The organism is Paenibacillus curdlanolyticus YK9, assembly GCF_000179615.1.
GTDB lineage: Bacteria > Bacillota > Bacilli > Paenibacillales > Paenibacillaceae > Paenibacillus_T > Paenibacillus_T curdlanolyticus.
Map to the genome: position 1 here is coordinate 247609 of NZ_AEDD01000013.1, position 25513 is coordinate 273121.

At 55.7% G+C, this 25513-nt stretch carries 19 protein-coding genes and 1 other annotated feature; of the genes, 3 read left to right on the top strand and 16 right to left on the bottom strand.

Features of this window, described 5'->3' with window-relative positions; all coding sequences use genetic code 11:
• Positions 1-16: 16 nt before the first annotated feature.
• From PAECUDRAFT_RS25030 to PAECUDRAFT_RS22245, 15 genes are all read right to left on the bottom strand, one after another.
• Positions 17-1582 carry a glycosyltransferase family 4 protein gene (locus PAECUDRAFT_RS25030; RefSeq protein ID WP_006040403.1) on the bottom strand — a complete coding sequence of 522 codons (1566 nt, stop codon included), beginning with the start codon at positions 1580-1582 and terminating at the stop codon, positions 17-19.
• Between the two features lie 163 nt (positions 1583-1745).
• Entirely contained in the window at positions 1746-2870 is a 1125-nt protein-coding gene (locus PAECUDRAFT_RS22180; protein ID WP_006040405.1) for a CgeB family protein, read from the bottom strand.
• A gap of 32 nt (positions 2871-2902) precedes the next feature.
• On the bottom strand, positions 2903-4039 hold the full coding sequence (locus tag PAECUDRAFT_RS22185) for a CgeB family protein (protein WP_006040406.1): 1137 nt from the start codon (positions 4037-4039) through the stop codon (positions 2903-2905).
• Between the two features lie 195 nt (positions 4040-4234).
• Entirely contained in the window at positions 4235-4399 is a 165-nt protein-coding gene (locus PAECUDRAFT_RS26525) for a hypothetical protein (RefSeq protein ID WP_233516802.1), read from the bottom strand.
• A 113-nt stretch (positions 4400-4512) separates the two neighbouring features.
• Positions 4513-4812: a hypothetical protein gene (locus PAECUDRAFT_RS22195; protein WP_006040408.1), complete on the bottom strand. Its 300-nt coding sequence runs from the start codon at positions 4810-4812 to the stop codon at positions 4513-4515.
• Complete coding sequence (locus PAECUDRAFT_RS22200) at positions 4809-5144, bottom strand: hypothetical protein (protein ID WP_006040409.1); 336 nt, start codon at positions 5142-5144, stop codon at positions 4809-4811. The genes PAECUDRAFT_RS22195 and PAECUDRAFT_RS22200 overlap by 4 nt, the downstream gene beginning before the upstream one ends.
• Before the next feature lie 29 nt (positions 5145-5173).
• Entirely contained in the window at positions 5174-5458 is a 285-nt protein-coding gene (locus tag PAECUDRAFT_RS22205) for a hypothetical protein (RefSeq protein WP_006040410.1), read from the bottom strand.
• Positions 5459-5546: 88 nt separating this feature from the next.
• Positions 5547-6944: a glycosyltransferase family 2 protein gene (locus PAECUDRAFT_RS22210; protein ID WP_144266628.1), complete on the bottom strand. Its 1398-nt coding sequence runs from the start codon at positions 6942-6944 to the stop codon at positions 5547-5549.
• Positions 6945-6968: 24 nt separating this feature from the next.
• On the bottom strand, positions 6969-8129 hold the full coding sequence (locus PAECUDRAFT_RS22215; protein WP_144266629.1) for a GT-D fold domain-containing protein: 1161 nt from the start codon (positions 8127-8129) through the stop codon (positions 6969-6971).
• Positions 8130-8133: 4 nt separating this feature from the next.
• Positions 8134-8901 carry a sugar phosphate nucleotidyltransferase gene (locus tag PAECUDRAFT_RS22220; RefSeq protein ID WP_006040413.1) on the bottom strand — a complete coding sequence of 256 codons (768 nt, stop codon included), beginning with the start codon at positions 8899-8901 and terminating at the stop codon, positions 8134-8136.
• Positions 8902-8951: 50 nt separating this feature from the next.
• Complete coding sequence (locus PAECUDRAFT_RS22225; protein ID WP_006040414.1) at positions 8952-9710, bottom strand: glycosyltransferase family 2 protein; 759 nt, start codon at positions 9708-9710, stop codon at positions 8952-8954.
• Positions 9707-10540 carry a glycosyltransferase family 2 protein gene (locus PAECUDRAFT_RS22230; RefSeq protein WP_006040415.1) on the bottom strand — a complete coding sequence of 278 codons (834 nt, stop codon included), beginning with the start codon at positions 10538-10540 and terminating at the stop codon, positions 9707-9709. The genes PAECUDRAFT_RS22225 and PAECUDRAFT_RS22230 overlap by 4 nt, the downstream gene beginning before the upstream one ends.
• Positions 10530-11462, bottom strand: coding sequence for a glycosyltransferase family 2 protein (locus PAECUDRAFT_RS22235; RefSeq protein WP_006040416.1), 933 nt, complete (start codon positions 11460-11462; stop codon positions 10530-10532). The genes PAECUDRAFT_RS22230 and PAECUDRAFT_RS22235 overlap by 11 nt, the downstream gene beginning before the upstream one ends.
• A 539-nt stretch (positions 11463-12001) precedes the next feature.
• Complete coding sequence (locus PAECUDRAFT_RS22240; protein WP_144266630.1) at positions 12002-19813, bottom strand: WIAG-tail domain; 7812 nt, start codon at positions 19811-19813, stop codon at positions 12002-12004.
• A 160-nt stretch (positions 19814-19973) separates the two neighbouring features.
• A complete protein-coding gene (locus tag PAECUDRAFT_RS22245; protein ID WP_006040418.1) occupies positions 19974-21257 on the bottom strand; it encodes an MFS transporter in 1284 nt (427 codons plus the stop codon).
• Positions 21258-21569: 312 nt separating this feature from the next.
• Here PAECUDRAFT_RS22245 and PAECUDRAFT_RS22250 point away from each other — a divergent pair, with 312 nt between their 5' ends.
• From PAECUDRAFT_RS22250 to PAECUDRAFT_RS22260, 3 genes are all read left to right on the top strand, one after another.
• Complete coding sequence (locus PAECUDRAFT_RS22250; protein WP_006040419.1) at positions 21570-21869, top strand: hypothetical protein; 300 nt, start codon at positions 21570-21572, stop codon at positions 21867-21869.
• A gap of 133 nt (positions 21870-22002) precedes the next feature.
• Complete coding sequence (locus PAECUDRAFT_RS22255) at positions 22003-23004, top strand: MerR family transcriptional regulator (RefSeq protein WP_006040420.1); 1002 nt, start codon at positions 22003-22005, stop codon at positions 23002-23004.
• Positions 23005-23086: 82 nt separating this feature from the next.
• Positions 23087-23794, top strand: coding sequence for a class I SAM-dependent methyltransferase (locus tag PAECUDRAFT_RS22260; protein ID WP_006040421.1), 708 nt, complete (start codon positions 23087-23089; stop codon positions 23792-23794).
• 48 nt (positions 23795-23842) lie between these two features.
• Here PAECUDRAFT_RS22260 and PAECUDRAFT_RS22265 read toward each other — a convergent pair whose 3' ends face one another.
• Entirely contained in the window at positions 23843-25072 is a 1230-nt protein-coding gene (locus PAECUDRAFT_RS22265) for an MFS transporter (protein WP_006040422.1), read from the bottom strand.
• A gap of 93 nt (positions 25073-25165) precedes the next feature.
• Positions 25166-25428: a binding site (T-box leader), on the bottom strand.
• Positions 25429-25513 lie beyond the last annotated feature (85 nt).

A 25513-nucleotide genomic window follows, 5' to 3' on the forward strand; every position in this document is an offset into this window, starting at 1 on the left:
TCCTCTCTTCCAGCAATTAACGACGTCTGCTTCTTCGGCCTCCCGATTTGCGAGGCCGGCTTGCTTGCTTCCGGCGGTTTCTAGACCGGCTGCCGCCCCCGCTTTGCCGGCCTCTCCTGCGACTCCTGCTGCTTCGCCTTGCTCGCAAGCTTCCGCGAAGCTTGCGCGATGCAGAAGATACAGGCGGCGCCATCAGCAGAACGGGCTGCACGGCAAGCGTGCCAATCGGCTCCCCGAGCGGCAAAGCCATTAGCGTTGCATCGTCCACCTGCTTCACCTGCTCGAATGTGTAGCCTGCTTCCAGCAGGGCCGTATCCGATACGAACGGCCGGCGTTTCCCATTGTCGAACAGGTAAACCGTTGGCGTGCTCCCCCGCATCAAATGCGGCAAGCCCTGCACCTTGAAATTCATGGCATCAAGCAGCTTCATCAGCCGGCTGCGATAAGCCGCGAGACCGTAAGCCATCTCCGCTGCATGGCTGTTCCGGCTCGCCACTGCCTCCATCTGCATTCGGTCATCGAGCAGCTCGCTCACCTTGGCGATAAGCCCTCTTACGTAGCCAGTCGGAACTGCATAAGCTTGATTGCCTGTCGCACGCATAATCTCGGCAAGACCGCCTGCAGCGAATGCGACGACAGGCTTGCCGAATAAAATCCCTTCCAGCGCGGTCAAGCCGAAGCCCTCCGACGTCAGACTAGGCACCACGAGCATATCGAACGCCGGATAAACCGACTCGATCTGCTCCTCGAATCGGATCCACCGGAACCGGTCCAAGAGGCCTTTGTTACGCGCGAGATCCAGGCCCGCTTCGAACAATGGCGGATCGACGGGATTGCCGATCAGGAGAAACATGGCGTTCGGGTAACGGCCCGCCACCTCGACGGCCAGCTCCATGAAGGCGAGATAGCCTTTGTTCTCATAAATGGATGACGCAATAAATCCGATGAGCTGCTGATTCGGTTTAATCGCAAGGCTTGCGCGGCGACGCTCGCGATGCTTGGGCCACGATGCGGGCTGCAGTTCCTGCGGGTTCCACGATGGAGGCAGCAGCAGCCATTCCCGCCGATGCGGACAGTTCGATTGAATCGGCTCCAATGTGGATTCCGAAATGCCTACAATCCAGTCGGCGTATTGATCGATGATTCCGACGGCTTGCGCGGTAAAGGCCGTTCTCCGAATCGTCTCCATTAGCATCCATACAACAGGTATGCCTAGCTCTTTGGCCGCGATAGCCGGCATCGGGTGCACGGACGTATTCACGAGCACGGCGTCCGGCCGCCGATCTGCCAGCAGCTGCACGAGAGCGGCATATTCCGGCGTGCTGCGGAACTGATGAAGCTCATCCAACAGATGAGACTGCGCCAAATAAAGCGATACCGCCAGCGGGACCGGGAGCACGAAGATCGGTATGCCGGCAGCGGCTGCCCGCTCGGATAGATAGCCGTTATTCGGAACGACAAGCGTGCAAGCGAAATAAGGTTTTAGCTCTTGAAGCATGAACAGCAGAAGCTTCTCCGCTCCGGTAACATAGGTTGGACTGCAAATATGCGAGAAGACGTACAATTGCGGTTTGGAACGCAAGAAGACGCTCACCTCCTAACAGTTGATGCTTCACAGCAATCCCAGGTAGTACAATATATTGGCGAGACGGTCGTCATGGCACGACAGATGAACCCGCAACAAATGCACAAAAATTGGCGGTTCAGACACCGCGCCTGCAACGCCGCGCATCCGCCCGCCTCGTTTAGCCGAACAATATGGACAGCATCGTTTCCAGGCGCTTGGCATACGTATGGTCACGCATCGTCCGGTACAAGCCGCGCAGCGCGATTTGCTGCCTTTCCTGTTCATGGTTTAAGTAATAATCGATCTTCTCGACCATTTCTTCTGGCGAAGCATACGTAATAATCTCGACATCCGGCGTATAATACAGCGGTAAATCCTCGCGGATATCCGTTAGCTGCAGCGTGCCGCAGGCGGAAATTTCGAAGGTGCGCGGATTCGGCGATACGGCTCCAATGTTCGCGCTGTTATTGTTGAACGTCTCGTCATCATGCGCCCGGTGCATGTTAATGACAATCTGCGCGCCATTGTACGTATGCGCGGTTTCCGCAGGGTCCATCCAGCGGCCAAGCGCAATTTTGGGCTCAAGCTTCGCAAAATCGCGCAGCCGCTCCCACCAAATTCCGCTGATGAGCGTATCCTTCGTAGCCAAATAGCCTGTAATTTGATTGAAGAAATCGACGCGTCTCCAATAGGCCGAACCGACGAAGCTGATTTCCCGCCGCATGCCGCGGGGAGGATTAAGCGGCCGGAACGAAGCCGGATCAACGCCAAGCGGCAAATAATGAACATTGTTGCAGCCTAGGGCGCGGTAATAATCAACACAGGTGCGCTCCAGTGTAAAAATGTCATCATAATGCGGTGCGAGCCGGGATGTAATGTCGGTATAATAGGGGTCATCCGTGAACCAGACAACGGTTCGTATGCCCAGACGGCGCATCTCATCGACCTGCTCCGTATCAAATTCCAGCCCGTCCAGCACGATGACGACATCCGGTCTTAACCGGGCGGCTACTTCTGCAACGGGCTGATTCGACGTCGTGATGCTAAGCCGCGCTGTTAAAGCACGCAGCGTCTCCGCGATCGATTCGTCCAGCGGGGAATAAGGAAAGCCTTTTCCTGTCGCAACGAAGAGGACATGCACCGGCGTCACGCGAACGTCCTGCGGCATCGCCCGCAGCAGCGACTCGCATCTGCCGTACCAATAGCCATGGTCCCAGCCCTTGCGGAAGCCATCGTCCCGCCCTTGCCGGAACGCCCCCTCATATCTGCTCTGCCGTTTAACCTGGCTTCTCGGCGTAGCCAATAAGATCACCTTCCTTCTGCAGCGATTTGGGATTAATCAAAATAACGCAGCGCCTGCATAACCTGCTCCATCCGCGACATGTAAGTATGATCTCTCAGCGTTCGCGCGAGCCCCCTCACCGCAATCGCGCTGCGGAGCTCCTCGTTGGCAAGATAGTAACGAATTTTCTCGCCAAGCTCCTGCGCATGCTGGAACGTATCCAGCTCAAGCCCCGGCTGGTAATGCCGGACCAAATCCTCTCGAATATCCGTCAGCTGCAGCGTGCCGCAAGCCGCGATCTCATACGTGCGCGGATTAATCGACCGGCCGGGATAGCGATAGCCATTTTTGTTATCCAAGCCTGCTTCAGTCGTCCGATGCATGTTAATGACAATGCGAGCGCCGTTGTAATATTGAATCGACTCTTCCACGGGAAGCCAGCCTTGCCGAATAAACGGCTTTAACTGATTAAACGCGGCCAGACGTTCCCACAGCCCGCCTGCGATAAACACCTTCAAGCCGGCTAATTGCTCAGCAAGCGCATCGAATAGCTCAACGCGGTTCCAAAATGCTTGCCCGATAAAGCAAACATCCGACCGATACTCGGCAGCAGCGGGAGCGGGCCTAAACAAAGCAGGATGGACGGCGAGCGGCATATAATGCACGTCGCGGCAGCCAAGCGACTGGTACAGCGAAATCGTGCTTAGCTCATGCGTCAAAATCGTGTCGTAATGCGGAGCCACCTTCACGGTGTCGTCCGTTACGTACGGATCATCCGCGAACCAGATGATCGTGCGTATGCCGGCAGCGCGAATCGTATCGATTTGCGCCAAGTGATTCTCAGGGAATACATGCAGACCGTTAAGCACGAATACGAAATCCGGACGAATGAGCAGCGCCTGTTCGGCCATCTGTTCCGCTGGAATGACATGCAGCTCCTTGACGGTCTCCGCCAGCGCGTGTGAAACCCCTTCGTCAATTGCCTGAAACCCTTGCGGCACATAAATCGCCCTAACGCTTCTTCTTCTTGCAACGGGCAGGGCTGTGTGGCGAAGGACTGCTTCGCAAGCGCCATCGCGCCAGCCCATCCGATAACCTGCCTCAAAGCCTTCGATTACTGCGTCGGCATGGGGCACGATCACCGGGCCCGGCACCGCGCTATGGATGCCAGCTCGCCTATTCCGGCTCATACGGTTCACCTCATCTCCACCATATGCTCTCCATGTCGAACACACATAGGGTATGTGCCGCGTGTCCGCCAAATTTGGCGAATGCCCGCCGTCCCTGCCTGTCCAGCCATAACAAATAGCCCGGCAGCTGCCATCAGGATGGGCAAATCACATCCGATATGGCGCTAACCGGGCAATCGAAAGCGGCTCAACCGATTATGGCTGCTGCTCGTAGGCAAGCTGATGACCATCCTCGAAGCCTTTGGCAAAGCCGGAATTATATCCCTCATTGTAAGCTTGATCAAATCCTTGATTGTACGATCCTTGCTCCGTCAATGCCGGACGCTTGCGGCGAGTCGCCGCTCTTCTTTTAGATATCACCTTGGATTTCCGCGAGGCGGTTCCTTTTCTAATTTGCGACTTTACCGACTGCCTGCTGCGCTTCTTCGTCCTGGTCGCCTGACGCCTTGCCCGCTTCGTTCTCTTGCTGGCTATCATTCCTCATCCTCCTTGACCGATCGGCTGCCAATACCGGCCTGCCGCTGCAGCCACGGCTCCGCTGGCCGCCCCAAGCGCGGCTTGCCGAGCCGGAGTCCGGTGGCGGACTCCATCAGCATCTGCTGCATGCGCGCGAGCCGCTCGACATTCTCCTTAAGCGTGCGGGCAAGCGGGTCGGATCGTTCCGCAACGTCGGCGATCGATTCCAATATCCGGGCTAGCGCATGCTGGCTCCGCGCAATCGAAGCCGCAAGCTCCAGCTTCACGGCTCGCTCTTTATGCTGTAGACGGCTCACAGCCGACCTCCTGATTGGCCGCCCCCGAATAGGTTGCCGCCATCGCCTTCATTGTCCAGCCCATGCTCTAGCGCTACCTTCATGATCGCATTCATGCCCCGGCCGAGCTTCGTCAGGCCATCGATGACTTCGACGATCTGATCATGCAGCCGCATCGTTTCTTTCAACTGCTGATGCTGTTCAATAAAGGAATCCGACGAGACATGATTGAGCATCCAGTTTCGTACTTTTTCCGCTTCTACCGCTTTCGCTTCCAGAATCATAGAGACGTTCCATTGCAGCTTGGCGGCGGTGTCCAACATTCGCTTATAAGCCTGTTCGCGGTCCGCCATCGTCGAAAGCAAACCTCCCTTGCCAAAGGCTATTCTTCTTCCTCTTCCATCTCCATAATGACGTGATACAGCTGCTCAGCCATCATCTCTTGCAGCTCAGCCACGCTATTCAAATACGCAATGACGCTGTTCGTCACGCCATTGGCTTGATCAAGCAGCCCCATGAACCCGCCCAGCTCCGGGTCTTCATCCGGCAGCGCATGCACGACCTGTGCCATTCGGACGGCAACATGCCGTTTTGCTTCCAACACCCTTACCAGCTGGCGATTCGTGTGAGATACGTGCTCGATTAACGCGTCGATCGGATCCTCCACGACGTTGCCCCTCTCCCCCACGCCTTACTGTTACTAACATATGCGGTCAGCCTCATGCGGTGACTGCGACGTACTCGCTCCCTTGCTGCTACAGCGACTGTCGCAATGTGATCGGCGCAATGACAGGCAGCCCTTCCGGCAGCTCGTTTAGCTCCGATTCCGTTAACGTCATGATCCTTCGCTGATCAAAGCCCCAGTGCTTGGCAGCCGCTGCGGTTACGATTGGCCGCTTCGCGCTTGCCTCTATTAAGTAGCAAACCGCACCGTTCTCCCCGGTTACAATCGTACCGTCACGAAGCGCGGCGCCTTGATGCACGGGAGCAGCGATCCGCGCCTCCAGTTCGCTAGCATGGATCGCCGGGCCGATCGGATAACGCCGAATATCATATTGGGACAGCCTTGTTATAGGCAGCGCCACTTCGCCCTCGAGCGGCCGCCGCTGACCATTTTCCAACCAAAACACGAGATCCCCGATTCCCTTGACCAGCACGCCCTCCGGATAAAAGGCCGATTCCCCATTCGCAATGGCGGCCAGCCCTTCTTTGGGCTCTTCCTTCGCTCTGCGCTGCTCATTCACCCGATGGACCCATTCGTAGGGATTGCCCCATTTGTCCATATAGAACCGCATATTATGGTCGTTCACCGATTCAAATTCGTTCCCGAGCGCCTTCATGCTCACGCTTCCGAAATGATGAATAAACGAATCGCGGGCAATGACGAGCGAATAGCCCTGCAGCCGTACGCGAATGTTGAAGTCGTCATCCTCGTAATTTCCGATTTCATAGCCTTCATCAAAGTAGCCAGTCCGCTCCAGCAGAGTCCGACGAAACAATAAGCAGAAGCCCGTCAATCGGTCGGTACGCTGCCATTTGGCCGGATTCGTCTCATTGTTGCGCTTGGCATACTCATACATGTCCTCGATTTCCTCATAAGGAACCTCGACGCGCTGGTCGCCGCTAATATAATTCGTTACTGGCCCGACCATGCCGATGCGCGCGTCGCTATGCAGGCACGCCAACATATTATCCAGCCAGTTGTCCGTGACGAGCGTGTCGTTGTTGAGCAGGAGCACCGTCGTTCCCTTCGCCATCATCAAGCCCGCATTTACCGCCCCCGCGAACCCTAGATTGCTGTCCAGAATACGATATCGAACCTGCGTCCCAATTTCCCGCAAATAAGCGCCCGTCTCATCCGTCGACTGGTTGTCAACGACGATAATTTCATACGGCAAATCCGTATGGTCGCCAATGCTCTCGATGCAGGACTTCAGATAGGCGGCTTTGTTATACGTTGGTATAATAATGCTCGTGCCTTCAAAGTGGGTCTCAAAGCTATCAAACCCGGAGCGTTGGCCCTCATCATAACCTGCGCGATATCCTGCCTCGTAACGCTGCTGCCGCCGATCGACCTGCTGTCCGCGCCTTCCGGACGCACTGCGCCTTACTCTGCGATTGGAGCGTCGAAGCGGCTTAGCTGTGCTTCTCATGCCCTTCATCCTTTCTCCCGTATCTTAGGGTGAAAGCTGTATCTGGCCTTTAACGATGGCATCAGCCATATGGCCAAAATCAAGCGCAACCTTCCCCAGCTCCTCTGCAATTCGCCAAGCGATAACCGTTGCCGGAATGCCAGCCGCAACCAACGCAAGATCGAATTGCGCAGCCCTCGTTTCAGCCATCACTCGTTCAATGTCGGCAATTCCTCGCACCGGAGCAATGATGCCGGAAACGATGTACCCCAAGCCATGCAGCACATTTGCCAGCGATGGGCATGTATTGCCGATGAGCAGCAAGCGTTTGCCGCGAAGCAGCGGCTCCAGCAGCCCTGACTGGAAGAGGCTGTAGTTGATCGTCGACGATGTCAAGCGGAGCTGGTGGACCGAGATGCCGTGTGCCCGTAAAACGGGGTAAAGGAGCGGTTGAAAATAATTGCGGCGCGAAAGCGGCACGCCGACAATGTTGGCGCTGCTTACCGCCCTTGCCAGCAGATCGCGCGCGGACAGGTCCGGGGGATTAACGCCTGCGTACGGCAAGAAAGGCGCCTCCTTCAAGATGAAGTCTGCCGGATAGACAACATCCTGCGCCAACGCCATCAGCTCGCCATCGCCGATCCGAATAACGGAATATGGCTGCGAATCACGGATCGCGGCTTCCAGCTCATGGTAAACCGTCTCGGTATCGAGCAGCGGTATCGCTGCAGGGAGCAGCTTCTCTACCCCGGCGGCGATGACGTCGCGCAGCTCGATGTTCGGCAGCAGCATATTCGCGGGAATCGCCTTCTCCAACCAATGCTCGCCAGCCTCATACACAGCGTCCGCAATCGGGTCCTCTACGCCGTTCTCGCCGATTATCGGGCGAGCATCCAGAGGAAAAACAGCTGCCGGGCTCGCGGCATCCGTAGACGACGGCAGCTGCTCTGCCACTGCGATCAGCTGCGGACGAATGGCAGCATGCAAGCCATTGGATGTTCGCCGGCGCACCGTGCGGCGGCGCCTTGCAGGCGCAGCGGCGGCTGCCTTCCGTTTCCGTCTGGCGTTATCCTTGGGCACTGCAGCACGCAGCGGGCGGCGCTGGCTGCGAGGGCTTCTCTCGCTTCGAAGGCTTCGAACGCTTCGAACAATTCGAGGGCTTCCTCCTTGACTTGCAGCGACTGGCTTCACTCGTTGCAAAGGCATCACCTCACCCCATTCCTTCTCCTTGCTCTGTGCCACTGCCGCCGCTTGGTTTAGCCAGCATTTGATGCGCCGCCTCATGAAGCGACTCGAATGTGCCTGCATCCGCCCACCAGCCTTGCAGCGTTGCATAGGATAGCAAGCCTCGCGTAGCATAAGCATTATTCAAGTCGGTAATTTCAAGCTCTCCACGCTGAGATGGCGCAAGATCCCCGATCAGCGAGAAAACGGTCGAATCATAAAAATAAATGCCGGTTACGCTAAAATCCGTATCGGGATGCTCCGGCTTCTCCGTGATGCGCGTAATGATTCGGCCATTCTTTCCTTCGCCGAATGTCGGCACGCCATAACGATGCGGGTCCTCGACCTGCTTCAGCAATACCATTGCGCCCGCTTCCTGCCGTTCATACTGCTCGGCATAGCCTCGCAGCGAATGCTCAAACAAATTGTCGCCCAGCAGCAGCACAAACTTCTCGCCGTTGCCGACGAAGGGCTCCGCCAAATCGAGCGCTTGCGCGATGCCGCCTGCCTCCTCCTGAATGCGATAGGTGAGCGATACGCCCAGCTCCTCACCGCTGCCCAGGTATTGGATAAACATGCCTGCGGCCATTCGTCCCGTAATGAGCAAAATGTCTGAAATACCCGCTTCCTGCAATTTAGCTACGGCATAATGGATCATCGGATACCGGCCAACGGGCAGCATATGCTTATTCAAATATCCGGTCAACGGCTTCAGCCGCGTTCCCGTTCCGCCGGCTAATATGACAGCCTTCAAGGCAACATCCCTCCTGTTTTGGTCAAATGAACGGCAATGCTCCTAATGCCTCAACCGGATACGAACGTGTTGGGGTCTATGCCCCACTTGTCTATAAATTTCTGGCGATTCGCCGCCAGCAGCTGCGAAAGCGCATCCTGATCCGTATGTCGAAAGCTCGCGCTGCCTTCGTGATAGACGAGCGCATCCCTGCATAGCAGCAGGCCGTAGCCATGCATCCGAATACGCAGGCACAAGTCATCATCTTCGTAGTGGCCCGGCGAAAACCGTTCATCCAGATCGCCGACCCGTTCGTACACCTCGCGCGTAAACAGCAGGCATAAGCCGACGAGGCGCATGACACGCTCTCGTTTGAGCCGGCTCGGCTTATTCACTTCTCTTGCGATGTTCACGAACTGCTCCAATGTTTCGAAAGGATAGTCGACCTGCTGGATGCCGCTTGCATAGTTCGTTACAGGGCCCACCAGTCCGATTCCCGGCTCTTGCACCAGGCCTTCCGAGAGATTCGCAAGCCAGTTGGGCGTCGCCACGATATCGTTATTCAGCAGCATGAGCCGATCGCCAGCGGCAAGCCGCAGTCCTTTGTTACAGGCGGCAGGGAAGCCCTCATTCGACCCTAGAGACAGGAAGGTGAGCCGCTCATTGATGCACCACTGCGCCGTGCCGTCCTGCGATCCGTTATCGACAATAATAAGTTCGTAAGGCGTCTCTGCCGCATTCGTATGCTCGCGAATGGACTGCACGAGGCGCTGCAGCAGTCCCAATCCGTTGTAGGTCGGAACAATTATGCTAGTCATCGGCTTCGTCATCGGCTCGGCTTCCTTGACCCGTCGCTCCGCTGCCGCATCGTATCGAGATGCGCCAGCCTACGCCCGTCCTTCTCCATGACATGCTTAAGCGCTTCGACATGATCGCCGACGATTAAGCGGGACATCTCGTTATGAAGCCCCACATTGTTATCGCGATGCCTGTTCGGCCCAAACACATTCACTGATGCAGCCGTTTGGACGCGCAGCCCTTCACGCAGTGCCGCAGCCTGCGCCTTCGGAGGGACTGCGAGCAGCGAGCTGCCAATCATGTTAACCGCACGGCGGGATAGCGCGTGAGGAACGGAAGTCATCGAGTTCGCGAGCAGATCCGGCCGGCCCAGCGACAGGTTCAAAAAAGCTTTGAGCCTCGTCACGTCGTCCCAATCGCGGAATAACGGCAAGTAAGGCGTAATGTTGTTAAGCGCGACGTCCGCCCCTCGCGCCACGGCTGCGATGAAGGCACGCAGCTGTTCTGCGCCAATGCGAAAGTCGCCGTCAACAAACAGAACGATATCCGCCTTTGTCAGCCTCGCTCCTATCGCCCGGCCAACATCGTGCCCAAGCTTCTCTGCATAGTGTACGATCGTTGCGTCGGGGAACGATCTCGCAATGCTGAAGCTATTGTCGGAGCAGCCGTTCAGCACAACCACCGTTTCGGCGAGTTGCAGCTTGGCAAGCTCGCTGAGCACGAGCGGAAGCGTATCCTGCTCATTGTGGGCCATGACAACGGCCGCTGCACTTCCTTGAAACGCTGTCGATGCGCTAGGGTCCGAATATTTGATCCTTTTGATTCGTCGACTGCCATTCATCCGCTTACGCTCACTTCGCATATTGCCGCCTCCTGTAAGGATCGCGGAAGCCGCCTCGCTCGCCGCTCCGCTCAGTCAACCAATCGATCGCCTCCAAGTGGTCGCCGACAATGACAGTTTCAAGCGGCTGGATCCGCTCTCGCTCCCGCCTAGGGCGATTCAGCTTGCCAACGTTAATTCGCTTAACTGCCGCCACGCGCAGCCCCGCCTTGATCGCTCTGGCATGCGCAAGCGGCGGCACTGCCAACGCCTCCGTGCCAATAGCCGACAAGGCAGCACGGTTCATCGCATGGGGGATTGCGGTCAAGGAGGTGCCATTCAAATCCGGCCGCTCGAGCAGCGCATTCAACGCATGCTTGGCAAGCACGACGCTATGAACGACGGTTTTGGCCGTAGGGCCTGAATAATCATTTAACGCCACGTCGATGCCTTCGGATGCCACTGCCTTAACGAACGGCCGCAGCTGTGCCGATGGAATGACCATGTCGCCATCAATAAACAGCAGTACCTCGCCCTGCGCAGCGGCCGCGCCTACTGCTCGGCCAACATCATGCCCTAGCGGCTGGGCGTATTCAATAACCCGCGCGCCCGCGCGCCTCGCCAAGCCAGCTGAGCCGTCGGTGGAGCCATTGGCGACAACAATAACTTCTGCTGCCGGATGCACCGCGAATGCTTCGCGAACGACGCGGCGAATCGTTTGGCGCTCGTTCATGACGGGGATCACGACGGACACAAGCGGTACTGCTTGCGAACGCGCAGCTGCTTGTTCGGCTGGACCAGCGTAGGCTTCAGATGTCCGCCGACGCATGCGCCTAGCGCGCTGCTGCACCGTGCCTTTCTTGCGTGCGGAAGCTCGCGGGCGCAATTTAGCGGACGCTGCTTGCGAGCGTTTGCTGCTAGCAGGCTTGCGAGATCGGCTGCCGCTTACCGCGATACGCTCCATTCGATCACCTCCTCATGAACAGAATCGCTAACGAGCGAAGTAGCTTATCTGCTACCTTTACAAGCTATTGTATGTAGGGAGATTTGCTTCGCAACGGCGTATGTACGACAAGGCATTCGCGGGTGCGCAGATGCAGCGGCGACGATCGGCACAGTTGTCCCGCAGCGCCTGCCTAATTGGCGCGATCGCGCGGCCCGGAGGCCGATAGGGCAGGTTTTTATGCCCTATTGGCGCTTTCGCGCGGCCCGGAGGCCGATAGGGCAGGTTTTTATGCCCTATTGGCGCTTTCGCGCGGCCCGGAGGCCGATAGGGCAGATTTTCATGCCCTATTGGCGCTTTCGCGCGGCCCAGGGGCCGATAGGGCAGGTTTTTATGCCCTATTCGCGCGATCGCGCGGCCCGGGGGCCGATAGGAACCAAAATAAATCCCACGCTCTAATAAACGTGGGATTTATCCATAATCCAGGGCTGCCGATAGCTTCCGATTGCCCCTCTTATATGCAGCTTGCTTGTTGCTGCTCTAGCGAAACTTCCTGATCCTTACCCCATTCCGATCGCGATCCAGTTAATCGTGCCGGAAAGCTCGCTGCTGAACCGGATGCGCGTCACGTTAATGACCGCGAACTGCTCAGTTTTACTTTTAATTGATGCGATACAAGCGCCATGATCCGTAGTGGTGACGAACGTATAGAATACATTGGCGAACGGTTCATCGAAGGGAATGATGACTTCGCATGTTTCTTCTTGGCCCGCGAATGTAAATGAGCTCAGTCCGAACTGCTGCAGAGGCGTCGGGCAGCTCGATGGCGTAATAATCGGATTGCAAGCTAGCTTGTCGATAGTAATGGACTTCGCAGCCAACTCGCGATTGCCCACCGCGCCTTCCGCCAGCTGCCGCGCTTCCACGGAGCCATCGGCGATTAAGTTTCCGGTGATCGGGCCAACACTTTGCCCTTCCGCTGCGGGCTTTTGCAGCAGCTCCAGCACATCCGGTCCCAGCTTGCTGGCAACAATACTGCCATCCTCAATGGCTCTGCTCGTTACGACCCCTTCTTGCAAATGCCTTGGTTCAATGCTGGCAGTCGCAAGATGAGCAGAACGGATCGCGGCATTCGCCACATGATCGCTTTTAACCGCTCCAGCAGCAAAATGCTCCGACTCAATGCTCGCATATGCGATGTGTGAAGCCCGAATCGATACATCCGCCAGCTGATCGCTTCCGACTGCGCCCGGGGCCAGTTTTTCCGATGTGACGGCGCCGATGGCCAGCTTGCTTTCCGTAATAGAAGCGGATGCCAATTTCGGACTCGTTACGCTAAAATCAGCTAATTGCTCAGCTCCAACTGCGCCTGGCGCCAGCTTCGCGGCACTGATAACGCCGTTCATGAGCTTATTGGACGTAATCGCCCCATCGGCCACCTTCGATGTCGTTACCGCGTCATCACCCAGCTTCGACTCGCTTACACTGCCATCCTGTAATTGGGCATTGCCAACCGCTTGCGCCGCGAGCTGCTGCTGCGAAACCGCGCCTTCCGCCAGCTTCTCGCCCGTCACTGCGCCATCTGCCAGCTGCGGCGAGTCGATCGCTCCCGATGCAATCAGGCTCGTTGTGATGGCACCTTTCGTGATTTTGCCAGAAGTAATCGATCCTTCTTCCAAATGATCGCTTCCGACTGCGCCATCCGCCAATTTATCGGACGTTACAGCGCCGATTGCCAGCTTACTTCCCGTCACGGAAGCAATAGCCAGCTCGCCGGTTCCGATCGATCCGGGGACGAGATGCACGCCAGACACCGCGCCACGCGCTAATTTAACGCTCGTTACGCTGAAATCCGCCAGTTGGTCGCTTCCGACCGCGCCGCTTGCCAGCTTATCAGCGGTGATTGCTCCGTCTGCCACTTTCGATGCGGTGATCGCCTGATCGCCAAGCTTCTGCTCGCTTACACTGCCGTCCGCCAGTTGGTCGCCGCCGACCGCACCCAGCTCCAGCTTATCGCTGCTTACTGCGCCGCTTGCCAGCTTATCAGCGGTGATTGCTCCGTCTGCTACCTTCGAGGCGGTGACTGCCTGATCGATCAGCTTCTGCTCGCTTACACTACCGTCCGCCAGTTGGTCGCTTCCGACCGCGCCGCTTGCCAGCTTATCAGCGGTGATTGCTCCGTCTGCCACTTTCGATGCGGTGATCGCCTGATCGCCAAGCTTCTGCTCGCTTACACTGCCGTCCGCCAGTTGGTCGCTTCCGACCGCGCCGTTCGCCAGCTTATCAGCGGTGATTGCTTCGTTCGCCACTTTCGATGCCGTGACCGCCTGATCGCCAAGCTTCTGTTCGCTCACGCTGCCATCCGCCAGCTGTTCGCCGCCAACCGCACCCAGCTCCAGCTTATCGCTGCTTACTGCGCCGCTTGCCAGCTTATCAGTCGTGATTGCCCCTTCCGCTACCTTCGAGGTTGTGACGGCTTCGTCAATCAGCTTCCACTCGCTTACGATGCAGTCCGCTAGCTGATCGCTGCCGACTGCGCCAAACGCCAGCTTATCGCTGCTTACTGCGCCGTTTGCTAGCTTATCGGCCGTGATCGCGCCTTCTGCGATTTTCGAAGACGTAACCGCTTCGTCGATCAACTTCCACTCGTTTACAATGCAATCCGCGAGTTGATCGCTGCCGACTGCGCCGAACGCCAGCTTTTCGGACGTAATGGCTCTATCTGCTAACTTCGAGGCCGTAACCGCTCCATCGCTCAGCTTCGATTCGCCCACGCTGCCATCCGCCAACTGGTCGCTTCCAACTGCTCCCTTTGCCAGTTTCTCAGCGGTGATCGCTCCGCTGGCTACCTTCGAAGCTGTGACTGCCTCGTCGTCCAGCTTCGATTCGCTTACGCTGCCATCCGCCAGCTTATCGCCGCTGAACGTGCCGTTTGCCAATTTTTCAGCGGTAATTGCGCCATCCGCTACCTTCGACGCGGTGACCGCTTGGTCGCCCAGCTTCGACTCGCTTACGCTTCCGACCGCCAACTGGTCGCTTCCAACCGCGCCCAACGCTAATTTGTCGCTGATTACGGCGCCATTCGCCAGCTTATCGCTCGTTATCGCCCCATCGGCTACTTTCGACGATACGACAGCTTCATCGCCAAGCTTCCACTCGCTTACGACGCCGTCCGCCAACTGATCGCTGCCAACCGCACCAAGCGCTAATTTGTCGCTGATTACTGCGCCGTCCGCCAGCTTGCCGCTCGTTATCGCCCCATCGGCCACTTTCGACGATACGACCGCCCCATCGCTGAGCTTCCATTCGCTCACAGCGCGATCCGCCAGTTCGTCGCTGCCGACTGCACCAAACGCAAGCTTAGCGGACGTAATGGCTCCGTCTGCTATCTTCGAGGCCGTGACCGCTTCATCTTCCAGCTTCCGCTCGCTTATGCTGCCGTCCGCCAACTGGTCGCCGCCAACCGCACCAAACGCTAATTTGTCGCTGTTTACTGCGCCGTTCGCCAACTTATCAGCCGTGATGGCGCCTTCTGCTACCTTCGACGTGATAACGGCTTCGTCGAGCAGCTTCCACTCGCTTACCGTGCAGTCCGCCAGTTGATCGCTGCCGACTGCGCCGAACGCCAGCTTATCGGACGTAACGGCTCCGTCCGCTATCTTCGAAGCCGTAACCGCCTCATCGCCAAGCTTCTGCTCGATTACACTGCCGTCCGCCAGCTGCTCGCTTCCGACTGCGCCAAACGCTAATTTGTCGCTGCTTACGGCGCCGTTCGCCAGCTTGCCGCTCGTTATCGCTCCATCGGCTACCTTCGACGTGATGACCGCTTCATCGAGCAGCTTCCACTCGTTCACGATGCCATCCGCGAGCTGATCGGTGCCGACTGCGCCCAGCATCAGCTTGGCGCCGCTTACTGCCCCATCCGCGAGCTTATTGCCCGTAATGGCGCCATCCGCTACTTTCGACGAAACCACTGCCCCATCGCTCAGCTTCTGCTCGCTTACGCTGCCATCCGCCAGCTTATCACTGCCGACCGCGCCCCGCGCAAGCTTCGCGCTGCTTACGGCTCCATTCGCGAGTTTATCGCCCGTGACAGCACCATCCGCTACTTTCGATGACACAACCGCTTGATCGCTCAGCTTCCACTCGCTTACGCTGCCATCCGCCAGCTGATTGCCGCCGACTGCGCCTTCCTCCAGCTTCGCGCGGCCAACCGCGCCATTCGCCAGCTTATCGCCCGTAATGGCGCCATCCGCTACTTTCGACGACACGACCGCCTCATCGCCAAGCTTGCGCTCGCTCACGCTGCCATCCGCCAACTGTGCGCTGCCGACAGCGCCATCCTCCATCTGTTCGCGGCCGACCGCGTGATCCGCCAACTTATCCGAGGTAATGGCGCCTCTTGCTACCTTCGAGGTAATAACGGCCTCATCGCTCAGCTTCCACTCGTTTACGCTGCTGTCCGCCAGCTGATCGCTGCCGACCGCGCCCCGTTCCAGCTTCGCGCTGCCGACCGCTCCGTTGGCCAGTTTATCGCTCGTAATCGCCCCGTCAGCCACCTTCGACGAAACGATCGATTCATCGCTCAGCTTCCACTCGCTAACGCTACCGTCAGCCAACTGATCATTACCGACCGCGCCCCGCGCAAGCTTCGCGCTTCCGACTGCGCCGTTCGCCAGCTTCTCGCCCGTAATAGCCCCGTCCGCTACTTTGGACGAAACGACCGCCTCATCGCTCAGCTTCCATTCGCTCACGCTGGCATCCGCTAGCTGATAGCTGCCGACCGCGCCTTCCGCCAATTTATCCATTGTTACTGAGCCTGTCGCAAGCTTCCCTTCCGTAATCGATGCCGTAGCTAACTCGCCTGTTCCGACCGATCCTACGGCGAGATGGACGCCCAATACCGAGCCTGGCGCCAGCTTTGCACTCGTTACGCTAAATTCCGCCAGTTGATCGCTGCCGACCGCGCCTTGCTCCAGCTTATCGCTGCTTACTGCGCCATCCGCCAGCTTATCAGCCGTTACGGCGCCTTCCGCAATCTTCGCGGCGGTGACCGCTTCATCATTTAACTTCGACTCGGTGACGCTGCCTTCTTGCAGCTGCTCGCTCCCTACCGCGTGCACGGATAGCTGCAGCTGCGAAACCGCACCCGGCGCCAGCTTACCGCTTGTAACGGCTTCATCTGCCAATTGCGTTGTATGAACCGCGGATGGCGCAATCAAACTTGTCACAATGGCGCCTTCCGCAATATTGCCCGATACGACGGCCTCATTGCCCAGTTGAAGCGAACCGATGCTGCCCGGCTGAAGATGATTCGAGCCTACGCTTCCCGCTGCCAGATGCTCGCCTGTTACCGTGCCGTTCTTGAGCTTATTGCCGCTGAGGCTGCCCTCCGGCGCTTTATCGAACGCTAGCGCTTCGCCCGATAGATGGGACAGCGTAATGGAGCCTTTGCGAATGTGATAGCCTTGAATCGACTCCGCCTTCAAATGCTTGCCGCTAATCGACTCCAACGTCAGATGGTCGCCGTTTACTGCGCCTTGCGCGATTTTGTCTCCCGTCACCGCATGCGGTTGAATCGACGCCGTCTGTACCGATTTTGCGGACAAATGCTCTGCTTTGATGCTATTGGCGGACAAGTGACTTGCCTGCACAGATCCCTCTGCCAAATGAACGGCACGCACTGCCCCATTCGTCAAATGGTTCGATGCGACAACTCCGTCCTGCAACTGCGTCGAGCCGACCGCATCCTGCTTCAGATGCTTGTTGTCGATGCTTTCCGGCGCCAAATGCTCGCCCTCAACCGAACCGCCAAGCAAGTGAATCGAGCCAACGCTCTCTGGCGCCAGGTGGAAGCCCAATACCGCGTGTTCTTCAAGCTGCCTGCTGCCAACCGATTCAGGGGACAAATGCTGCCCTTTCACCGCGCCATCCGCGAGCTCGCGGCTCGTGACGGCTCCCTCCTGCAGCTTCTCGGAAGTGATCGCGCCTGTCGCTAACTGCTCCGTTTGCACCGCGCCCGTCGCCAGCTGCTCCGTTCCAACCGCTTCTGCCGCAAGATGCGAACCCTTCACAGCGCCGCTTGCCAGCTGCTCCGAGCCGACGCTTTGAACAGCCATTTTCTCGCCTGTCACGCTGCCTGAAGCCAGCTTGCTCGTCGTAATCGCATAATCGGTTACCTTATCCGTCGTAACCGACTCCGGAGACAGCTTGAGCGAATTGACCGCGTAATCGGCCAAATGATGCGAAAATACGGTGCCATGGCCCAAATGGCGCTCCGTTACCGACTGCAAAGCCAGCTTGGCGGACGTCACCGCGCCATCCTTAATCACATCCGACCCGACCGACAGGCTGCTCAGATGCTCCGCTTCGATCGCGCCCGTACGAATATGCTTGGCATCGATCGCCTCTTCCAGCACGGCTTCGCCGGTAACGGCTCCTTCCGTCAGATGATAGGACCGAACCGATGCCTGCGCGAGCTTATCGAACGTGACACTTTCATCTTGCAGATGCGAAGTGCCTACTGCCTCTCGCGCCAGCTTCTTGCTCGTCACCGAACCGGCAGCCAGCTTGCCTTCGACAACCGACTCTGCCGCAAGCTGCGTCATGCCAACGGCCGCGAATCCGATATGCGTTTCGCGGACGGATTGCGGCGCCAGCTTCGTTTCGGTTACGCTGCCTTCGCGAAGATGCTGCCGATCGATCACATTCGGCTGAAGCTTATCAGATGAAACTGCCCCTTGCGCAAGCTGCTCCTGCCTTACGCTTCCTTCTGCAAGCTTCTCGCTCGTCACGCTGGCGCGGCCCAAATGCTTGCCTTGCACGCTTTCCTCCACCAACTTCGACGACGAAATGCTCGTATCCGCCAGCTTCGATGACGTAACCGCATGGTCGGCCAGCTTAATGGTCGTAACGGCCTGCTCCGCCAATTTCGAAGAGGTCAGCGACTCGTCGATAAGATGATACGCTTCGATCTGCGCTGCCGCGAGATGAATGCCTCTTACTGCATCGGCTTGCAAATGCTCAGCGGCAACGGCGTCTGCTGCCAGCGCGTGCGAGGTGACGGATGACGATGCCAGCTCCCGCGCGCCTACCGCTCCTTCTGCCAAATGCTCGGAGGCGATTTCGCCTGGCACCAGATGCTTTCCCTGCACGCTGCCGAACGCGACATGCTCCGCCAGCAGGATGCCCGGCTTCAGATGTGTCGAATCAATCGCCTCAGGAGCGATTTTATCCCCGGTCACGACGCCGTTGCGCAGCTTCGCTTTGGTCACAGCGCCATCAGCGAGCTTGGATGTCGTAATCGCTTCGTTCGCCATGTTTTCCGTCTTGATCGTGCCGCTGCGCAGCTTGCTTGCCGTAATCGATTGGTCTTCCAGCAGATCCGTCGTAATAATAAAAGGTTTCAAATGTTTGGACTCAATCGAACCTTCCGCGATTTTATCCGAGCTGATCGTTCGATCGGCCAGCTTCTCCGAAGATACGCTGTTATCGCGCAGCTTATCGCCCGTAATGGAGCGATCGCGAATTTTTTGGCCGGAAATCGCATTTTTCGCCAAATGCTCGCTCGTGATCAGCTCGGGAACCAGCTTCGATGACGTGATCGCGCCGTCCGCGATTTTGATCGACTCTACCGCATAATCAGCAAGCAGCGACGTTTGTATGGCGCCCGGACGGATCTTGGACGTATCAACCGCTCCGGGAGCAAGCTTATCGGTTACGACCGCTTCATCCGAAATGTCATCGGTAAAAATAATCGCTTGCGGACGCTCCTGGCGTTTCTCCTCCAGCTTCTCCTGCTTCACTTGCTCGTCAATAACCGGAATAACGACTTCCGCTGCCGGCGGCTGTACCTGCGAAACGGGAGCCTCTGGTTCGCTCGGCGCGGCGAGCTGAGCTGGCGCTACGGCTGAAGCCGCAGGAGGCGCTGCTTCCGCGACTGGCGTATCCTGAACTTGGCTGGCTGGCGAACTCTTCACTGGACGCGCGCCGCGCGACTTCCCATTTTGCAAGGCTGCCTTGGTAACGGGGGCAGGCTTCTCAGCAGACGGGTGTGCTTGCTGCACCGTGGAGGCTGACAGCTCGAAAGGGCTGGCGGCACTCGGCTGGGGCAATGCTTCAGGCAACTGGGGCGCTGCTTCAGGCGGCTGCGGTTCAGCAACAGCTGCTGCATGCAGCGTCACTGTTCCTTGCTCTTCCGCTTTCGGCACATTCGCCGCAGAAGCTTTCGCCTCCATCGCTCTTACTCTTGCGTCTTTCTTTTTCTGCAAATCATCAAGCCAACGCAGCTCCGATGCGTTTGGATTATCAACGTAAAATAGAGGCTTCCGTCCCTTGGGGCTGCTCCCTTTCTTGCTCTTCGCCATGGCCATCTCCTTCTTCCACCTAAGATGTCATAGGCAATATATGCGTATACCCATGGGCGCGACACAGCAAATGGGAGAACTCCAGAAATCGAATGCTTCTTATACAATCCGCACGATAAAAAAACGCCGCAGAGGGCACACCTCTGGGCGTTGCAGAATAATTCAATCAGCCGTTTTGAACCACGCCAGTTATGGGTCGGTGACTATTTTTCACCTGGTAGCGATAAACAAGAAAATACGCTGACATCGATAATGCGCTCAACGCCACATTGATTCCAATCAGCAGCTGATAGTTATGCAGCAGATCGAAATTCGCACCGCCCGCTATGCCAGCCAGTATGCCTCCAACCTGATGAACCATAATTAATACACCTGATTGCAGGCCGAATTTTTGCTGCGGCTTCAAACTTTCGCTCGCTAATAATATTCCACCCGGTATTGCCCCGAGATAGCTTGCTCCGAATATGAGTGAAAATAACAGAGGGGTAGATTCCCAATGCATGAACAAAATAAAGAATGCCGCAACCCTCATAAAGAACAGCGCCGATAGTGCTGCCGCCCGATTCAATCGATCCAATAGATAAGAGAATGTAAATCCGCCCATTAGTTCCAAAACACCAAGCATGCTCAAGGAAGCCGCGAACACAGCAGCGTTGACATGCTCATGTTGATGAATGGCCATTAAGTGCATTTCTACCGTTCCCATACCAAAACCACAAGTAAACAAAGAAAATGCTACGACCAATATAACCCGATTGTTTAGGTACCCGTACAGGACCCTCATCTTGTTCGCAAAGCTCGCTGATATAGCCTCATCTTCTCGAGCAGCATCGGCTGCCGCACCTGCATCCTTATTGTGCTTACGTTCATGAACGAATAAAAGCGTAAGAGGGATAAATACGATTCCGATAAAAAACAATATCCAATACGCACCGATCCAGTTCAACCACGATTTGTTGCTTACGAACACGGGTGTGAGGATCGCTAATCCCAACGACCCGGCGCTCCCGAGTATCATCAATGCCTTCGCCCTGTGATGACTAAACCAGTCCGTAATAATCACATACCCTGTCGTAGCCCCAATACCCGCAAGGCCCGAACAGACCCCGAAACCTAGAAAATATCCTATCGGATTGGTAGCCAGTAATATAATGGTAGAAGAGAGCGTCCCCAGCACACTCGAAAAGACAATAACTAGCTTATAGCCATATCTATCTACGAGCCAGCCGCCTAGCGGCGCGCTAAGCGCCCCAATCAATATACTAGTCGACCATGTTACACCTAGAAAGCTTCTCCCTATGTTTAGCGTCTCTGTAATATCGCTCTGATAATAAGCTAGTACGAACCTACCGATTGAACCAATAAAGCCAAATATCCAAAAGAACAACAAAATAAACCATGCGTAGCTTGATTCCTTGAACCACATCTTTTGCTGCATGTCATGTTCCAAACGCGATACCCTCCCTTTTCGCTGCCTTCTTCATAAAAAAACAAAAAAAACAACCCCAGTCACTCTGTCAGCCAGAGATACCGGGGTTTGTTAGTAACCAAATTGGTTATAAATCAGCGCCCTCATCATTGTAATTCATCTTAAATTTACTTATTTTATGTGTCAATACAATTATTTCATTTATTTTACAGATAGGTGATGCATGTCTTATTCCTGCTTTCATCACTGCAGCAAGTTCCCTTGAGTAATACATCAGCCGTCAGCCTTTTATAATAATAGTGCGCGATTCATCACAAGGGGGGAGTTGACCCAATGATCGAACGATTGACGGCACTCGAGCAGCGTCTCATTAACCAGCATCACCGGGACTTATTTCTTCATACGAAGCATACGATCAAGGCGATTGACGACCTTGCGGAACAGCACCGCCTGCTAAGCGCTGCGCATGCCATTAACGGCTATAAAATTGTCGGCAGCGAAGAGGCTTTGTTCTACGAAACGTTAGCGCAGGCGAAGGAGCAAATTCTGCTTACGCTGGAGAAAACCTTGGACGATCTGGAGCATAAGGGCGACAAACACTATGATAAAAATTTCAAGGATGGCGTGGAATAATAGATGTGATACACGATAGACGCATAAAGCTGCTGCAGCTTTATGCTTTTTTTCTTTCATGTCCGCTTTACATTGACGTTACGTTAACGTTTAAGGTATGACTGTAGTAGGTTTAGGAAGGGGGCGTCTTGTTGTGAAAATAAAAGAAATCGCTGAACGGCTCAACCTGTCCGCCAGAGCCATTCGCTTCTACGAGCAGCGGGGATTAATTGCGCCTCTCAAGCAGGCCGGCAACCGCTATCGCCGCTTTGACGAGAAGGACGTGTGGCGGCTGCAGACGATCATCGCGCTCCGGGAAGCAGGCATGGCGATTGAAGAAATTAAACAAGCATTCGCCGAAATCGCAGGCGATGACTATACAGCGCTTCAGCATTATCTGGCGCTCCAGCGCGCCGTCTTATTCGCCAAATGGGTTGAGATGAAACAACTGATCGAAACGACAGACGATATGATTCAGGTGCTGCGCAACGAGAAATCGCTGCCGATCGAGCAGATCTATCAGCTGGCCGAGGGGTCCAAGCGGCTGCGAGATCAGCGGAGCAATTGGCAGGATCTATGGAATTTTGATCAATTGGCAAGCCTGCATGATCAGAACGTAAGCGCGAATGACCAGGAATATAAGGATTATGAGCTGGCACTGGATTTAACCGTGAAATGGGTATCCCCGATTGCTGGCGAGAAAGGGCTCGATATGGGCACCGGTACGGGCAATTTAGGTGGAAAACTCATGGCACAGGGGGCCCAGATGGCAGGCGTCGATCAGTCCAAAGAGATGCTCAACGTATGCCAAAGCAAATTTCCGGCGATGGACTGCAAGCTCGGAAACTTTCTCGCCATCCCGTATTTTGATGGACAATTCGACTTTGTCGTATCCAGCTTCGCGTTCCGTCATCTCGAAGTCGAGCAGCAGCAGCTGGCAATCGATGAAATGCGCCGCGTGCTGAAGCCTCGCGGACGCCTCTGCCTGACGGACCTCATGCTAGCAGATGCGACAGATGGGCAGCCTCCGAATCGGGACAAGCCTTATCCGAAGGTCGCGGACCTCATCAGCTGGCTGGAAGCCCGAGGATACGTTACCAAAACGTTTCGTTACAACGAATCGCTTCACACGATATACGCATTGCCCATTCGATAAAAAAAGGATTGACCTTCTCGTAACGTCAACTTTTATCATTAGCAGCGAACGATCGTTGACCAATTCAAGGAGGACATCCACAATGCCACAAATGGACCACAATCTCGTTTATCAAAAAGAAGCCGACCAGTACCATCTGCTGATCAGCAAACAGCCGCAGCTTGCCGACGTCGTGAACAGCATACGGGCGTGCAGCGGATTAGACATCGTTGATCTTGGCGCCGGCACTGGAAGGCTTACGGCCGCTTTGGCGCCATACGCCAAGTCGATTAAAGCGCTGGACGCATCGGCAGCGATGCTGCAGGTTAACGCCTCCCGTCTGCTGAAAGGCGGATTCGCCAACTGGACGACGGCAGTCGCGGATTTGCGTAAGCTGCCACTGGAGGATCAGAGTGCGGATCTCATCGTCGCAGGCTGGTCGATCTGTTATTTGGCAAGCGACAACGACCCGAGGTGGAAGAACAATCTCCAAGAGGTAATGGCGGAAATGCATCGCGTGCTGCGGCCGAACGGTGCGATTGTCATTTTCGAAACGATGGGAACCGGAACGGCCGCGCCCAACCCGCCCGGCTTTTTGAAGCCTTACTATTCCATGCTGGTTGAGCGCTACGGCTTCTCCCATAAGTGGATTCGCACGGACTATCAATTCGAAAGCCCGGAGCAAGCCGAAGAGCTGGCGCGATTTTTCTTTGGAGATGAGCTGGCGGATGAAGTCCGGGAGCAAGCGCTTAGCGTCGTGCCGGAGTGCGCGGGAGTTTGGTGGCTGAATCGATCCAGCCATTCGAAATAAACAACAAACAGATGACTTCTGAACCATCAGGAAGTCATCTGTTTTTATTTATGACTTAAAATAACCGTTTTTTGACGAACGCATGACGCTCGCACTTAAGAGCATTCCGAATAATGACATGATCAGAACGCCGACAATAACAACAGCCTGAATAGACACTATCTCGGCCGCAGCGCCCGCAGCTGCAGTCGCAGCCATGATCAATATCGCTTCAAGCAATCCGTTCATGCTGCCTACTCTCCCCATAATTTCGACCGGTACATGATTCTGATAGAACGTATAGAATCCAGTATTAACAAAAGCCAGAAAAAAACCTAGAGCAAAAAAGCTGGCAGCGGCGACAGCAAAAGTAGTGGAAAAGGCATATACAAGATAGCCTGAACAAACACCCAGCGTACCTACACCGATCATTGTCAAAATGCGAACCTTCTTTACGATTAGCGTGTTGATGCTCGCTCCGACGATCACGCCCGCCCCCGAAATGCTGACAAGGATGCCGTAATCACGCTCAGACAATTGCAGCACCGCTTTGGCGAACGCGGCTTCAAGCGAATCAACCGCCGATGCCATAACGATCATCACGATGCTGAATAGCAGGCAGATAACGCCGACAAAAACATAACGGCGATAAAATTGAATGACGACAATCCAATCTTGCTTCAGCATCTCCCAAGTTATCCGTGTTTGCGAGGATGCTAGGAATGCTCCCTTCTCAATGTTCGGCATGCCGATCGTAATCAGCCCCGATAGGAAGAGCGCAGCGGCATTCATATAAATCGCTAGCGACGGCGATCCGATCATGAACAGCATGCCGGCAATCGCGGGACCGATCATAAAGGCGCCTGACCCCATCAGGCTGTTTAAGGCGTTAAACCGCTGCCTTTGTTCCTCAGGAATCAATTTTGTTATATAAGTGCCGGAAGCCGGCCCAAATACCGAACCTGCCATATTGATTATGAAAACAAATGAGTAGATGTACCACAAAGAGGAGCACAGCGGGAGCACCGAGATCAATACTGCCCGCAATAGGTCGAGGGCTGTCATCACATTGCGTTTGTTCATTCGGTCGATCATGCTGCCTGCCCAAACATTCGTAAACAGCGTCGCCAATGGCCTCAACATATACAAAGCGGATACCGCCAACGCTGAATGCGTCAAATCGAGGACAATCAAATTGAGTGCAATAAAATACACCCATGCCCCAATATTAACGACTCCAATGCCGAATAACAGGAAGGCTGGATATTTCCATGTTGCTGCCAGCGCTTTTATGTTCATCCGAGTTGCTCCTCTCTTATCGATTTATTGAGCGAATTAGTAACAGGCATCGGATTGTTGCACGCAAAAAAGCCCACCTCCCAAGACCTCAGTCTTGGAGGCGAGCCTTACCCTCGCGGTACCACCCCAGAATCGTTAACATGTCGCCATATTAACCTCATCAAGTAAGCCATTGTCGCCAATGCTTACTTCTGCCCGATAACAGGAGCTCCTGTCACACCATCCCTTCAGCTTAGGTCAGTTCCGATGTGATGCTCAGAGGCTTGCTTCAATAAAAGCGTCCTTGCTCCTTCTCATCTGCCGGAGCTCTCTGTTAGAAGAACACATTTATTTACTCTTCTCTTCATCGCATTTATATAATTAGGTACTATATCAAATGGGAGGGCAGATTTCTATGCCCTATTCCGGCGCTTGGGCCCGCCGCGGGCGGATAGGGCAGAT